This is a genomic window from Paraburkholderia hayleyella, from assembly GCF_009455685.1.
In the GTDB taxonomy this organism is placed as follows: domain Bacteria; phylum Pseudomonadota; class Gammaproteobacteria; order Burkholderiales; family Burkholderiaceae; genus Paraburkholderia; species Paraburkholderia hayleyella.
The window spans coordinates 1,702,747-1,717,277 of the sequence record NZ_QPES01000001.1 but is presented as its reverse complement, the minus strand read 5'-3'; the positions used below and the strand labels follow the sequence as shown (position 1 = coordinate 1,717,277).

Annotated in this window: 15 protein-coding genes; 2 read left to right on the top strand and 13 right to left on the bottom strand. The window is 59.9% G+C overall.

Going from position 1 to position 14,531, the window contains the following annotated elements; genetic code table 11:
* Positions 1 to 18 precede the first annotated feature (18 nt).
* The 9 genes from GH657_RS07740 to GH657_RS07700 all read right to left on the bottom strand — a co-directional run bounded on the left by GH657_RS07740 (position 19) and on the right by GH657_RS07700 (position 6,692).
* On the bottom strand, positions 19 to 279 hold the full coding sequence (locus GH657_RS07740; RefSeq protein WP_153100169.1) for a hypothetical protein: 261 nt from the start codon (positions 277 to 279) through the stop codon (positions 19 to 21).
* Positions 280 to 296: 17 nt separating this feature from the next.
* A complete protein-coding gene (gene trbL, locus GH657_RS07735) occupies positions 297 to 1,823 on the bottom strand; it encodes a P-type conjugative transfer protein TrbL (protein ID WP_153100168.1) in 1,527 nt (508 codons plus the stop codon).
* 5 nt (positions 1,824 to 1,828) lie between these two features.
* A complete protein-coding gene (locus tag GH657_RS07730; RefSeq protein WP_153100167.1) occupies positions 1,829 to 2,005 on the bottom strand; it encodes a hypothetical protein in 177 nt (58 codons plus the stop codon).
* Positions 2,006 to 2,019: 14 nt separating this feature from the next.
* Entirely contained in the window at positions 2,020 to 2,754 is a 735-nt protein-coding gene (gene trbJ / locus GH657_RS07725; protein ID WP_281349408.1) for a P-type conjugative transfer protein TrbJ, read from the bottom strand.
* A 433-nt stretch (positions 2,755 to 3,187) separates the two neighbouring features.
* Entirely contained in the window at positions 3,188 to 3,913 is a 726-nt protein-coding gene (locus GH657_RS07720) for a nucleotide-binding protein (protein WP_153100165.1), read from the bottom strand.
* Positions 3,913 to 4,323 carry a TraK family protein gene (locus GH657_RS07715; protein ID WP_153100164.1) on the bottom strand — a complete coding sequence of 137 codons (411 nt, stop codon included), beginning with the start codon at positions 4,321 to 4,323 and terminating at the stop codon, positions 3,913 to 3,915. The genes GH657_RS07720 and GH657_RS07715 overlap by 1 nt, the downstream gene beginning before the upstream one ends.
* Positions 4,324 to 4,327: 4 nt before the next feature.
* On the bottom strand, positions 4,328 to 4,564 hold the full coding sequence (locus GH657_RS07710) for a hypothetical protein (protein ID WP_153100163.1): 237 nt from the start codon (positions 4,562 to 4,564) through the stop codon (positions 4,328 to 4,330).
* Positions 4,565 to 4,579: 15 nt separating this feature from the next.
* Positions 4,580 to 4,861, bottom strand: coding sequence for a helix-turn-helix transcriptional regulator (locus GH657_RS07705; RefSeq protein WP_174769907.1), 282 nt, complete (start codon positions 4,859 to 4,861; stop codon positions 4,580 to 4,582).
* A gap of 838 nt (positions 4,862 to 5,699) precedes the next feature.
* The gene (locus tag GH657_RS07700) at positions 5,700 to 6,692 is read right to left on the bottom strand and encodes a replication initiator protein A (RefSeq protein ID WP_153100162.1); all 993 of its coding nucleotides are present in this window, start codon (positions 6,690 to 6,692) and stop codon (positions 5,700 to 5,702) included.
* 115 nt (positions 6,693 to 6,807) lie between these two features.
* Here GH657_RS07700 and GH657_RS07695 point away from each other — a divergent pair, with 115 nt between their 5' ends.
* A complete protein-coding gene (locus GH657_RS07695; protein WP_153101683.1) occupies positions 6,808 to 7,779 on the top strand; it encodes a LuxR family transcriptional regulator in 972 nt (323 codons plus the stop codon).
* A 36-nt stretch (positions 7,780 to 7,815) separates the two neighbouring features.
* On the opposite strand, the gene GH657_RS07690 is transcribed toward GH657_RS07695, so the two are convergent.
* The 4 genes from GH657_RS07690 to guaB form a co-directional block, all read right to left on the bottom strand.
* Positions 7,816 to 9,015, bottom strand: coding sequence for a tyrosine-type recombinase/integrase (locus GH657_RS07690; RefSeq protein WP_153100161.1), 1,200 nt, complete (start codon positions 9,013 to 9,015; stop codon positions 7,816 to 7,818).
* Positions 9,016 to 9,322: 307 nt separating this feature from the next.
* Positions 9,323 to 10,906, bottom strand: coding sequence for a glutamine-hydrolyzing GMP synthase (gene guaA / locus GH657_RS07685; protein ID WP_153100160.1), 1,584 nt, complete (start codon positions 10,904 to 10,906; stop codon positions 9,323 to 9,325).
* Positions 10,907 to 11,108: 202 nt separating this feature from the next.
* Positions 11,109 to 11,741: a hypothetical protein gene (locus GH657_RS07680; RefSeq protein WP_153100159.1), complete on the bottom strand. Its 633-nt coding sequence runs from the start codon at positions 11,739 to 11,741 to the stop codon at positions 11,109 to 11,111.
* A gap of 5 nt (positions 11,742 to 11,746) precedes the next feature.
* On the bottom strand, positions 11,747 to 13,207 hold the full coding sequence (gene guaB / locus GH657_RS07675; RefSeq protein WP_153100158.1) for an IMP dehydrogenase: 1,461 nt from the start codon (positions 13,205 to 13,207) through the stop codon (positions 11,747 to 11,749).
* A gap of 269 nt (positions 13,208 to 13,476) precedes the next feature.
* Between guaB and GH657_RS07670 the strand changes: the two genes are divergently transcribed.
* Entirely contained in the window at positions 13,477 to 14,469 is a 993-nt protein-coding gene (locus GH657_RS07670; protein ID WP_153101682.1) for a DMT family transporter, read from the top strand.
* Positions 14,470 to 14,531: the final 62 nt, after the last annotated feature.

Here is a 14,531-nt window from a genome sequence, read left to right as displayed (position 1 = left end):
TCAGCAAAGAAGGTATCGTCATGCCAAACGCCTGGCGAACTCCATCGCTCGGGCGGCCTGTTGTTTGATGGCCTCTATGTCGTGATGTTTTGGCTGTGGGCCACCCATCACCTGACAGTTCAACATGACGCAGACGTTCGTCATTGCGTCAAGAAGATCCACGATCTCCCGGCACGGCCGGCGCACACGGTGTTGCGCCTGGATCTCGGCCACGGTCAGCAAGTCATTCAAGACGTTGACGTAGCGCTTGATGCGGTTGTGGGTGATGACGGTGTTCATTCGCGGCTCCTCTGGCATCAATCCAAAATGGATTTGGTGTTGGCCGTGGCAGTGTTTGGCTTCGCGCTGAATGCGCCGTGTGCTGATTCGCTCCCGTCCTCGGCGCTGTTGCTATTCGCCCGGCTCATGAAGTCGGCAACTTCGTCGCTTGCGCTTGTGCTGCTATCGCCCGCCCCTGCCCCGAGACTGTTTCCGCCGAATGCCGGCTCCTGGCCGCCGCCACTAGCCTTGATGGCTGAGGCAACCTTGCCGCCCACTGTTTCGCTGACTCGCTCCTTGAAGGTCTCGGCGAGCTGACCCGCCTTGGTTTTTGCCACGTCCCAGGAACCTTGCGCCAGGTTGGCGGCGGTCCCTCCAGCGATCTTTCCGGCCTTCCCCATCAAGCCATCCGACTTTTGTTCACCAAGTACGCCCCCACTGTCACCCATAGCCGATGCCAAGCCGCTACCGCTGCCCGCATCACCACCACCGCCAGTGGCCGCGCTCATGATGTCGCCCATGCCTCCGCTACCGCCATCGCTGGCTGCCGCCGATGCCTTCGAGAAGGCCGTCATCAGGGCCTGCGCCCCGCCAGCCGCACCGGTTGCTCCGGCGGTGATGGCCGCGCCGGCCATGCTAGCCGCCGTCGCTGCGGTGCCAGCGGCGCCAAGCGCCGCGCCGGCGATTGCTCCTGCACCGAAATTTCCGATGCCGCTGGATGCGCCCACACCGCCGCCAGTGATGATTCCGGCCAGCAGTGGCGGAATACGGCTGACCAGCATCAGCAGGGCGAAGCACACCACAAGCATAGTGGCGAGTTCTTCGTATTTCAGGCCACCGCTCATCTTGGCGTAAAAAGTGTTCAGCAGGTCAAGGCCGATGCCCACCAGCAGGATCATCACGAAGAGCTGCACGGCCACGCCAAGCACCGTCTTGTAGTAGTTGATCGCCATGTCCGATGTCCACCGCGATCCACCAAAGCCAAGGAAGAAGATTCCCGCGTACATCATGATCCAGGCCGAGACCAGGAGCAGCAGCATGTTCACGGCAATGGCCGCGAGCAGGAGCAGGATTGCCAGACTCATGACCAGGCCAGCGGCGCTATCGACCGGACTGAGGGCCGACATATTCTCGATGGCTCGTTTAAGTACCAGGAAGCCAACATCGACAATCTTTGTGGGCGACAGGCCGGACGTTCCGGCAGCACTCTCACCGAGTTGCCGCAGTGAGCGGATGATCGAATCAGCAAAATTCGGCCCGTTCTGGAGCAGCCAGTAGAAGAAGCCGAAGAACAGAGTGAAGCGGATGAATTCCGCGAAAAAATCCCCCGTATCGGCCTTCCTCAAGGCCAGCATGCCCATTGTCCAGGTAAAGCTGATGGTGCCCAGCGTCCAGAATAGCCATGACGCAGCATTCATCACGACGGCTTGCCAGCTCGATGCGCGGATACTGAACTCTGTCACGACCTGATCGAGCACGCCCTGGTTCGTCAGTTGGGCCGATGCATTCATCGAGTAGATCAGTAGAAGGACGGCCAGGAAAGCCATCGGTTTGATTCCCTGCATAGTGGTCACCATTTCTTCGGGTTGGGTGTACGTCCGATGGCGTTGTCCGTCATCGCGTCGTGCGCGCATTTCTGCTGCTCTTGCTGGGTACGCGGGTTCTTGCAGTCGGCTTCCTTCTCACCACAGCCGACAAGGCTTACAACGAGGACGGCCATCGCAATTTCGATCAGATTGGTTTTCATAGAGAGGTGCTTTCTCACCAAGCCCGAGGGTTGCTGGTGCGGCCGATGGCATTGCGAGTCATTGCTTCATGGGCAGCCGTTTCTTGAGCTTCGCGGTCGACGATTGCCTGCTGGCGCGTAGCGACTGCGCTCTGCTGAGCGATCAAGAGGCCGCGAATCTGTAGGAGCTGATTCGACTGGTTGCTGGCGAGCTGGTTGGCATAGCCAATGGCTTCCATCTGGCCTTGCGCGCCTTGGGCGCTGGATTGCAGGCGCTGCAACTGCTGGGCATCCCCCTTGAGCGCGTCCTGCTGCTTTTTTAGGCTTTGAAAAAGCGCGTCGTTCGCCTTCTTCTGCGACTCCGACACAAGGCGGCGGTTTTGCTCCATCGCGGCGCGTTCGGTATCTGAGCACCCGGCCGACGAGAAGCACGGCGAGCTGCGGTAGTAGGAAACATCCTGAAATTTCGCCAGGTAGGCGTCCAAGCTGCCGAGCTGGTTTTGGTAGTACGAGAGAGTGTCTTGCGCGGCGAGCAGGCTATTGATCGTCGATTGCGCCTGATCCCAGATATACGCGGCCGGCGCGGCGGTGTTCTGGATCATGTTTTCGTATTGCTGGAGCTGGGTCTTGTACTGCTCAATTTGCTTGAGCGTCTGCGCGACGCTCTCCATCGCCGTCATGACGTTTTGTGAGAGGTTACCGGCGTCGATAACAGGGATGCCGGCCTGTGCCGTATGCATGCCGACTACAGCCGCGAAGGTCAGGGTCAGTCCAACTTTTGCTCGTCATCGTCATATCTCCTTGGTCGATTGTGAAAATCAGCTTGGGTATTTCGCCGCTTTTTAGCGGCTAAAAATTCATCTCTCGCTTCGCGGGGTAACTGCTTTGACGGCGGTAACCGTCTGGCCTCGCAGAGCAGGATGCCCCGTTGAGCACGAAGTGCGAATAAGGGGAAGTGAAGAAAGCCCCCCCCTTTGGGGTGGGCCTACTTCACATATCCTGCCCGCATCACGGCGTTGATTACTCCACGGAAAGCACCTCAAATCTGTCGCTGTGCATGTGCTGTTGATGCGCCATCGATGTGCAATAGCGCGCCGGCAGTGCAGTAATGGCCGGAAAGGGCCAAGAACAGCGCGGCGACAGTGCTAGGGTTGCGTATCAGCAGCGCATCAACTGCACGCTGACAGCGATGCAATGCGATCATCAGAGCACCGCCGCGTTGTCGAGCTGCTGGAAGATTTGGGTCTTCACGATCTTGAGGCGCTGCCGCGTCATGATCGTGAGCGCCGGATCAGCCAAGGCCTCGTCGAAGGTGCGGCGCTCCTGGAGCATTTCAGAGAAGTCGCGCCCGTAGGTTTCAGCCTTGAGGGTCGGAATCTGGATGATGGCCGACACGCGAGCCTTGTTGTCCGTGTACGCCTTCATCTTCTCGAAGCCCTTGCCTTCGCTTTCAATCGGCCCCCAATAGGGATTGAGCCAGACGACGAACGTGCATTCCGCCGGGAACTGCGCCGCGAGCTGGGCAAGGCCCATCAGCGTGTCTTTGAATGCCTGACCGCCGGTGACGACCGTATGCACCACGAGTTCGTGGCCCATGTCCTGGAGCATCGCGGGAACCTGATTTCCAATGAGGTAGCTGGACAGCGGAACGAACGAGCTGGCCCCGTTGTCGATGATGACCTCGCCGTCCGCCGACGCGATCATTTCGACCAATGCATCGAAGGTGCGTGTATTGATTTCGTCGCCATTCATGATGTCGAGCCGGCGCACGCTCAGGGCTTTATACCCCTCGAACGTCGAATTGACCGGATCGGTATCGATGCAAAGCGGCTTCGCGCCCTTGCCCGCTTTGTACTGCGCAAGAGTCGCGGCAATCATCGATTTACCGACACCGCCCTTGCCTTGAAGAACCATGTGAATTTTGGTCATTAGATCAAGTCCTTATCTTCCATTCTTGGGTTGTAGTGAAAACTGGGAATTCCAACGGGCTCGATTTTTCTAGGTTCGTGGATCGGCTTGTTCGGGCGCTCATTGCTTCGCTTCACCGGCACCGGCTTGCTCTGCTTGGTCGGCGGGTTCGTGATGTGTCGGCGAACGTGCTTAAGAAATGTCTCGTATCGAAACGACACGCGCCCGGCTTCGCGCAGATGCTCCCAGATGGTCTTGAGCGCGTAGCCGGCGGCGGTCGCCTCGATCACATCGGCACGCACGGCAAGAAAGGCCACTAGGGCCTCCTGGCGCTTGGACCTTGCTACCTGGTCGCGCTGTGCAACCCACGCGGCCAGCTCTTCCCGAAAGCTCTGCGTCACCTCGCCGCCTGCCTTTGATTCATCGGCCATCGCGTCACACCTCATAGCCGTGGGAACTGAAGACCTGCGCCATGTTCGCGCCCTCCCAGCTTCCGGGACGGGTGATGACCATGCCGGCATCTTCGGCCAGCATCGCCAGAAACGACGCGACAGTGAGGGGGCCGTGGCTGGTGAAGCCGCCAGAACAGGCGTTCGCAGCGGTGCACCTCTTGACGAGTTCGCGCAGGCTTGCCGCCGTGGCCTCGCTGACCTGAATCGTTATCCGCTTCATCAGTCTTTCCCCACGTCACAACGAAGGGGAATCCTCGCCCACGGCCAGAGGACCGGGGCGGCGAGCCAGTTCGCCCGACGACTTGCGCGCTTCGATCCACTGCTCGACCTCGGCCAAGTCCCAAGCCACATTGCGGCTGGTGAGGGTGATGCGATGTGGAAACTCTCCCCGCAGCTCCATGTTGTAGATGGTGCGGTCTGAGAGCGGGATCATCGCCAGCAGCTTCTTGCGATTGATGAGGGTCTTGCCCTTCACCACCTCGGCAATGGGTTGGCGTGGTTTTTCTGTTGCGTGCATCTTCTGGCGTATTCAGTCACTTGCGAACGAGTGCCTGATGTTGCCCGGACAAGCCTAACGCTTCAGCAACTTAATTATCCAATTAGGTTGACATTAAGATTCTGCTGATTCTGCGTTGTATGTTGTAGCGCGATACAACATACAACACGCTACAACGAACCAAATCCATCTGGCGGCCACCATCGTCGGAAGCGGCGATGCTGGCCAGCTCGTCGGCCTGGTCAGCGTGGACTCGCTGCCTCCCTTTCTTGGCGTTCAACCTGCGACCGTTCCGACAGCGCGGCAATCTGTTCGTGGCGCTGCCGTCGGTCTGCCTGGCCGCGTCCAGGAAGCCCGCGAGAGCGTTTTCAGGAATAGGAGCGCTCGGCCTCGCCTTGCCGATTTTTTTCGTCCGGAGCGTTTCTGGCGCGTTCGGCGCGGCTTGTGCCGCGCCCCTCTCAGCTCACCGGCCGGAGGCCGGCACGATTTGCCGGAGGGGGGAGCCACCGCATAGCGGTGGGGGAACCCCGCAGGGGTGCCCCGGCGAAGCCGCCAGCGCACGAACTGTCAAGTTTTCCACAGCCCCGCCGGCGTTAAAGATCTTTAAGTTAAAAAGACTGTTAAAGGCGCGCGCGCGTTACAGGTTTCAAAAACCCTTGCGCGACAATGCTTTGTGGGGTGGGTACGCAGGTAAAAGCACGAAATTGGGTGCAGGTGAAAGCACGATGCGAGTGCAGGTAAAGGCACGCTCCCATCCACAGATGGCGCAGGTGAACGCACGTACCAATCCACAGAAGGCATCCCTGGAAGCCCGAAGTCAAGTGCAGGTAAAAGTACGTGCCCTGCGTGGAGGCACGTGTCAGCCGGATCGCTTCCCGATTTTCCGGGCGTGGACCTTCTCATGGGCCAGCAGCGAAGCATGCGGCCTCCCAGCCAGTATGTCCTTGGCCTCGGCGACGCGGCCCTTGGGGCCGTTGGCGTAGAACGTCACCATGTCGCGGCTGCCGTCGAACGCCATGAGGAAGTCGGGCAGCGCGCCAGATTCGGCCAGCGAGCGCATTGCCGCACGGAAATTCCGCAGCGCATCGGTGCTGCCGCTCTTCTGGTACAGGACGGCCAGCGACACACGCCAGCTTGGTTGACGGCCGCAGTGCTTTCGCGCCAGTTCGTAGATGCGCCGGTCAAGCGGTTTGCGCAGTCGGTAATAGTTGCGCGAGAGCGTGAGGAATTCGCCGGCGTCGATGGCTCGGAACAGCCATTCCGGCAAGGTCACTTCTAGTGACACCATGCGACCGTCGTTGGGTGACTTCTCGATGATCTTGGCCGATTCCACCAGGCCCCAAAACGCACGAGTGCGCCGCCCGCCGGTCTCGATGTTCGTTTCCACCCGCGTGCCGGTGAGCCGCCCAAGCATCTCGCCCGCGCGCTCGTAGGCGCGACCGCTGGTGTCGCGGTTGGTGGCCGTGAGGAAGTCGTACATGGTGAGGCGCACCGTGCGCGAGATTCTTGCCCCACGGTTCTTCGCCTCGACGAGCTGGCCGGCGCAGTAGAGCCACAAATCCTTGTCGTGGATCGTTGCACGACCGTCCGGGCCGGGCTTCACCGTCACGGTATTGCCGTTGCGCTCGTAGGTACGCACGCGAGTGTCGCCAGCCTTCAATGCGAACAACGGATGTTCCATGCTGGCGAGGTCATCTTTCGGCGCGGCATCGGGGATGCCGAGCGCGAAGAAATCGCCCTGCCTGCCACGGTCAGGCGCAAGGTGTGTTGTGGGCTCAGAGGCTGCGCGCTCGTCCTTCTCATCACGGGGCGAGCGGAGCGGCCCCGGCGATAAAAAAAACGAGTCCGGCATTCGTGGTCTTCAATTGAAAACCACGAGGCTAGCCGCCATACCGATCGACTGTCAGCGACTTAATTATCCATTTTGGTTGACACCATCAGCGAATTAGCTGTACGCTTTGATTGATATGGAAACGGAAGAGCAAGCAAGAGAACGCCTAGGGCAATACTACATCCATATCTGGGATGGATGCGCGCCGATCGTTTCTCAAGCGATCAAGGAGTTCCGAGAACGCTGGAAACCCTACTCCGCATCCTCGCGCCAGTACCCCATCGTCCGACTGATAGAGGAACACATCGATCCTGCCGTGGCAGCGTACATGGCGACTCTTCCGGCGCGCTACTCCAACTTTCTGCCAGGAGCCAGTGCCCTGATTCGCCAATTAGGACTTGATGAAAAGGTTCGGTGGCATCGCTTTTTGCTGCGTCGGTTCCTCGAACGAAAGGACAAGCCCACTCCCAAGAATCAACGCTTCATCGCGACCGCCGAATCCTTGATCGAGCTGTTTTGGGACTGCGCCTGCAAAAGGCCGGCACGATCCAAGATACCCGGTGACAAACCACGCCTCTTGAACATGCAGCGCCGTCGGGGCTTTTGCAGGTTCTGCGGCGCGCTGACGGAACTAGCCTCGTTCTTCGAACACGGAAATTGGCCCCAGGGAGATCAAGAGAAACTGCGCTTGAGCCACCGCTACTGTGCCGAACATCGGCCAATGCTATCGGATGGCACCCAGAATCCAGCCTATCGACGTGCCATGCGTTCGGCGAATCACTTCGACGTGGAACTGCTACGACTGAGCAAGCAGAGCGCCAAACCGGAGAAGCTGCGAGCAGACTCAGGGGATCGAGCGGTTGATCGATACATTCAAGGCCATGTGGCCCAAAAATCTCTACAGCCCGCCGACAAGGCCGAGTTGAGGAACCAGGCACGCCAGATGGCCAACCAGCGACTGACCGACCGCAAGAAGGCGATCATCACGATGATCGCCTCTGGACAAAATCAATCGCAAGTCGCTAAGGCACTCGGAATCAGCCGACAAGCCGTGTCCAAGGCGCTTGCGGCGATCCCGAAGGACTTCCGCCTCGATGAAGTACCGTGACGGCCGTCTGCGTCGACGGGCCTCTTTTTTTAGCGGCTAAAACGCCTTCCTGACTGTCCATTCGTCGATCATGTCAGCCCAGTCCTGCAACATCGCCGTCCGCTGCTCGCGGTACTCGGCCTTGTTGTAGACGGCCCTGACACCTCGCTGCTCGTGCGCGAGGCACTTCTCGATCCAGTCTGTGTTGTAGCCGGCCTCATGTAGCAACGTGCTGGCCGTGCGCCGCAAGTCATGCGGCCCGAACTTAGCGAGCGACTTCCCTTCCTTTTGCGCCAGCCGATACGTCAGCGTCAGCACCTGGTTGAGCGTGGCGCTGCTCATGGGTAGGTCCGAGTCATACCGCGACGGCAGCACGTAGTCCGACCCGCCGGCAAAGGTCTTGAGGGCAATGAAGATATCCAGCACCTGCCGGGAAAGGAACACCAGGTGCGGATTGCGCCGCTTCATCCGCTCCTTGGGAATCGTCCAAAGCGCCTCGCTGAAATTGATCTCGCTCCAGGTCGCATTGGTCAGCTCGCTCTTGCGCACCATCGTCAGCAGCAACAGCTTGGCGGCTGCCCGGATGGATGGCGTCGTTCCGATGCGCTCCATGTACTGGTACATCAGGCCGATCTCGTCCGGCGTCAGCGCACGGTCGCGCGGTTCGAACTTGGCAATGCTCGTTGGGCGCACCAGCTCGGCCGGATTCTCTACCTTCTGGCCGCGCTCGATGGCCCACCGGTAGACCTGCGAAACGACTTCGCGCACGTGCACGGCGGTCGCCGGCGCCCCGCGCGCCACGATGGCGTCGGTGAGGATGCGTAGATCCTCGTGCGTGATTTCCGTGAGCTTCTGGTTACCGAAGTTGGCCTTCAGGTCGCGCTCGTAGATAGAACGGCGCATGTCGCGCGTCGAGTCCGCCATCTGGTAGCCGCGCAGCCACTTCTCAGCCCACGCGCCGAACGTCTCGGCATCCTTCACACGCGCCTTGTCACGCGCCTTTTCCTTCGCTGGCGACTTGCCCGCCGCAACCATCTTCTTCGCTTCGTTGAGCCGCTCGCGGGCCTCCGACAGCGTGATACCGCCGACACCGTACCGCCCGAACGTCAGTGTCTCCTGTCGCCCGTTGATCGAGTAGTTGTAGCGGAAGGAGACCGAACCGGCGGCCGTGACCGCGACGTATAGGCCATCGCGGTCATTGACCTTGTAGAGTTTTTCCTGCGGCTTGAGGTTTCGCAGCTTGGTATCGGTCAGCATGGGTTCCGTCCTGTGGGGGCGAAAATACCATGCTCGAAAATACGCCCGAGAGACGCTCGAATCGCCTTTAAAAACAGAGTTTTGCTGGGATTCGATACCATGTAAACCCTGCAAAGGCGTCCATGGTATCAAGCGCAGCACATGGTATTCGGGCGAATCATACCATTGGAAATGCCACGCAAAACTGTTGCTTGCCGGTGCTTAAACATGCCAGATGTTGCCAAGCAAAAAACGAAAAAAGCCCGCAATGACGCGGGCTTAGGTGTGTTCTGCTGCTAGGCCATGCCGGTACGTGCCAGACCTCCAATCACTCCCACTCAATCGTCGCAGGCGGTTTGCCCGAAATATCGTAAACCACCCGGTTAATCCCCCGGACTTCGTTAATAATCCGGTTCGACACGTGGCCCAGCAGTTCATGTGGCAAATGAGCCCAATGCGCTGTCATGAAATCCTGTGTTTGCACCGCGCGCAACGCGACAACATATTCGTAAGTCCGCCCATCGCCCATCACGCCAACGCTCTTGACCGGCAAAAACACCGCGAATGCCTGACTGGTCAGGTCGTACCATGACTTGCCAGTTTCAGCATCAATAAACGTGCGCAGCGTTTCGATGAAAATCGCGTCCGCACGGCGTAGCAAATCGGCAAAATCGCGTCGTACCTCTCCCAGAATCCGCACGCCCAGCCCTGGGCCCGGAAACGGATGGCGATAAACCATCGCCGCAGGCAAGCCCAGCTTCACGCCCAGCTCACGCACCTCGTCCTTGAACAGCTCACGCAGCGGCTCAAGCAACTTCAGGTTTAATGTTTCGGGCAAACCACCGACGTTATGGTGGCTTTTAATCGTCTGCGTGGCCTTCTTGCCTTTGCCGGCAGATTCGATCACATCCGGGTAAATCGTGCCTTGCGCCAGCCACCGCGCATCAGGCAGCTTGCCCGCTTGCGCCTGGAAAACTTCAACAAATTCAGCGCCAATAATCTTGCGTTTGGCTTCAGGGTCCGTCACGCCCGCCAGCTTCGAGAGAAATACCTCGCTGGCATCGACATGAATCACCTTCACGCCAAGATGGTCGGCAAAGGTCGCCATCACCTGTTCGGCTTCATTGAGCCGCAACAAACCGTGGTCGACAAAAACGCATGTCAGTTGCGGGCCAATTGCCCGATGCAATAATGCGGCGGCTACTGATGAATCCACGCCGCCCGACAGCCCCAGAATGACCTGCTCGTCACCCACCTGCTGGCGAATGGTGGCCACGGCTTCATCGATGTAATGACCCATCTCCCAGTCGGGCCGCGCGCCGCAGATCGTCAGCACAAAGCGCTCGAGCATCGCGCGCCCTTGCGCGGTATGCGTGACTTCCGGATGCCATTGCACGCCGTAGAAATGGCGCGTCTCGTCAGCCATCGCGGCAATCGGGCAGGAATCAGTCGATGCCATCAACTGGAACCCGGCAGGCATCTCAAGCACCTTGTCGCCATGGCTCATCCAGACCTTCAGCATGCCGTGGCCTTGCTCCGTGCGGAAGTCTTCAATGCCCTCGAGAAAGCGTGTGTGGCTGCGTGCGCGTACTTCGGCGTAGCCAAACTCGCGCAGATGTCCGATATCCACCCTGCCACCCAGTTGCTCGGCCATCGTCTGCATGCCATAGCAAATGCCCAGCACCGGAACGCCCAGCTCAAACACCGCCTGAGGTGCGCGTGGCGTGTCGTTGTCGGTGACGGAGCTGGGCCCGCCCGACAAAATCACGCCTTTGGGCGCAAAGTCGCGGATAAACGCATCGTCGACATCGTAGGGATGGATCTCCGAATACACGTGCGCTTCACGAATGCGACGGGCAATCAGTTGGGTAACTTGCGAACCGAAGTCGAGAATCAGGATCTTGTCATGCATGGCGTCGGACGGCATCAAGAGTGAACGAAAAGGAAACGCCGCGTGATAGGCGCGGCGTTGAATTTATACAGCGCAGCCTGAAGCGGGCTGGCAAAGCGGGACACCGGAATACAGGAATACAGGGACATGAAGGCAGCCACTACAGAACCTTGAACGCCCACACGGCCCCGGAGGAGCCTTGGCTGAACAGGGCCGTGGCTCATCAACCGTGAAACGGCGGACGTGGCATCGCGGGCGCATCCGCGGCGGCATCCCGGGCTTCATTGCGCATACTGGCTGCGTGCGCGTCATCTGCAACCCCTTCAGCGGCAACAGCCGATGGCACGGCGCCCGCCGTGTGAGAAGCCGTCAACGCCGGGTCTTGGGCCATCCCAGTAACAGGCTTGGGCCTTGCCGTGACCTCGGCATGAGCCTCGCGGGTGGCGGCGTGGACTTTCTCCCGCCGCCGCACCGCTCCGCACAAGCGCACGCCCCCAAGGCCGACGATGATCAGCACCGCCCCCACCAGCCCAGCTACAAGCTGCCCAAACCCCGTGAGATCAGGGGTATGCAAACCAATCAGCCAGACCAGCATCAATAAACCGGTCAGCCAGTTGACATGTCCCACCACCCGGGCCACCGGCACGGTCAGCGCACCATTGAACGAGGCATGCAACGCCAGCCAGGCGAGGCCCACCAGCGCGACACCAAACCCCTGGCCCACCAGCGCGGGTTCGGCCTGTACGAGTTGCAGTGCGTCATACAAACCACGCCATGGCGTCAGCACAAACAGCAAGCCGAACATGAGCAACAACAGGGCATCAAGCAACAGTACCGCGCGCAGAAGGGGCTTCATTAGCTTTAGTCCACGTGATAGTTAGGGGCTTCCTTCGTGATCTGCACATCATGCACATGAGATTCGCGCATGCCTGCCGAGGTGATTTCGACAAATGAGGCCTTATCGTGCAATTCATTAATCGTGCGGCAACCGCAGTAACCCATGCTGGCACGAACGCCCCCGATCAACTGGTACAGGATCGCGTTGACCGAGCCCTTATAAGCCACCCGGCCTTCGATTCCTTCGGGCACCAGTTTGTCGATATTGGCTGAATTGTCCTGGAAGTAGCGGTCCGCCGCGCCGTCCTTCATCGCGCCAACAGAGCCCATGCCACGATAGGACTTGTACTGGCGGCCCTGATACAGGAACACATCGCCAGGGCCTTCTTCTGTGCCAGCCAGCAGGCTGCCCATCATCACGGAATTGGCGCCAGCGGCGAGCGCCTTGCTGACATCGCCCGAGTAACGCACCCCTCCGTCGGCCACGACGGGCACGCCGGTGCCTTTCAGGGCATCGGAAACATTGGCGATCGCGCTGATTTGCGGCACGCCCACGCCTGCGACGATGCGGGTCGTGCAGATCGAACCTGGACCGATGCCGACCTTGACGCCATCCGCGCCATGCTCAAGCAACGCTTTTGCCGCTGCCGCCGTGGCGATATTGCCGCCGATCACTTCGACATGGGGAAAACTGTTTTTTACCCAGCGCACCCGATCCAGCACGCCCTTGCTGTGGCCGTGCGCGGTATCGACGACGATCACGTCAACACCCGCTTGCACCAGCAGCGTGACGCGCTCTTCGTTGTCGGCGCCCACGCCCACCGCCGCGCCCACGCGCAGCTTGCCGTGTTCGTCCTTGCAGGCTTCCGGGTGTTCAGTCTGTTTGGTGATGTCTTTCACGGTCATCAAGCCACGCAGCTCGAAAGCATCGTTGATGACCAGCACACGTTCGAGGCGGTGGCTGTGCATCAGCGCCTTGGCTTCGGCCAGCGAGGTGCCTTCGCGCACCGTCACGAGCCGCTCGCGGGGCGTCATGATGGAGCTGACCGGCTCATCGAAACGGGTTTCAAAACGCAAATCGCGGTTGGTCACAATGCCCACCAGACGCGCGCCTTCCACCACGGGAAAGCCCGAAATGCCATGATGCTGCGACAGTGCGATCACATCGCGCACCTTCAGATCCGGCGGCACGGTAATGGGATCGCGCACCACACCCGACTCGAAACGCTTGACCTTGGCGACTTCGCTGGCCTGGGCGGTGGGCGTCATGTTTTTGTGAACGATGCCGATACCGCCTAACTGGGCGATGGCAATGGCAAGGCGGGCTTCGGTGACGGTGTCCATGGCGGCGGACACGAGGGGGATATTCAGGGAGATGTTGCGGGTCAGCTGAGTTTTCAGGCTGGTATCGCGCGGCAAAACGTCGGAAAAGTCGGGAACAAGGAGCACGTCATCGAACGTGAGTGCTTTCTGGATCAGACGCATGGCAAATCCTATAGGCGCAAAAGCGGATTATACGCGATACATCCTCTGGTTTTCACTGCACGAACAGCCGCTTCGTGAATTTTTGATATTTCCCTCAAGCACGCGTATCAAGCCGCCGAAGCCCGCCCTGCGTTCCCGCGTTCCAGGTTTCGCGGCGCCTGGCCGATCCTCTTTTTTGCAGAATCAAACAAGACAGACGGCCCATGGCTCGTTATCGTTCGGGCTCGATTGTTCAGTGCAGTGAGTGTTTTTTTGTCGCGGAGTATGAAATGCAGCGTGGTGTGATCTACGGCGTGCTAGCTGGCGCGTTATGGGGCGTCGTGTTTATCGTGCCCCACTGGTTGTCTGATGTGTCGCCGCTGCTGCTCAGTGCCGGGCGCTACACGATGTATGGCGCGGTCTCGCTCGTGCTCGCCCTGCCGATCGCGCGTTCGCTGCTGCAACGCCTGACCCGGGCTGATCTGCGCGCCCTGATCTTGCTCGCGCTGGCGGGCAACCTGTTGTATTACATCCTGCTGACTCGCGCCGTGCAGATGATCGGGGTCGCCCCGACTTCGCTCATCATTGGCGTGTTGCCTGTCACCGTCACGTTGCTAGGTCGCCGCGACGCGCATGCCGTTCCCCTGCGACGCCTCGCCTTCCCGCTCACACTGGTGGCCGCCGGCATCCTGTGTATCAATATCGACGTCCTGCCCATCGGCGGCCACCGTCCGGGGAGCATTGCCACCTGGCTAGGCGGCCTCCTCTGCGCCACGGGGGCCTTAGCCTGCTGGTCATGGTTTGCCGTCGCCAATAGCCGTTATCTGCAACGCAATACACGTTTCAATGGCAATGAATGGTCCGTGTTATGGGGCATTGTGACGGGCGCCCTCGGCCTCATGCTGTGGCTGGGGCTCGCGTTATTGCCCTCCGGCATGTCGCAGATGGCGCTCTCGCATGAACGCTGGCAAACGTTCTGGCTCCTGAACCTGGTGCTGGCGGTCGGCGCATCGTGGCTTGGCAACGGGCTCTGGAACGCCGCATCAAAGCGGCTGCCACTCACGCTTTCCGGACAGTTGATTGTGTTTGAAACGCTGTTCGCGTTGCTCTATGGATTTGTCTACGACCACCGCATGCCGCGCCCACTTGAAGTCGCTGCGATCGTCCTGCTCATGGCAGGAGTGAGCTGGTCGGTGCGGCAGCATGCGAATCAGGGTGCGGCCCGCCGCGCGACAAACGCCACGGGTCAAACTCAGGAGCCTGTGCCCACCCCTATTCTTTGACCGGCCGGCAGCGGTACTGGCAACACGCCGCCCCACGCGGGCGAGGCTGAGGCAGGATGCCT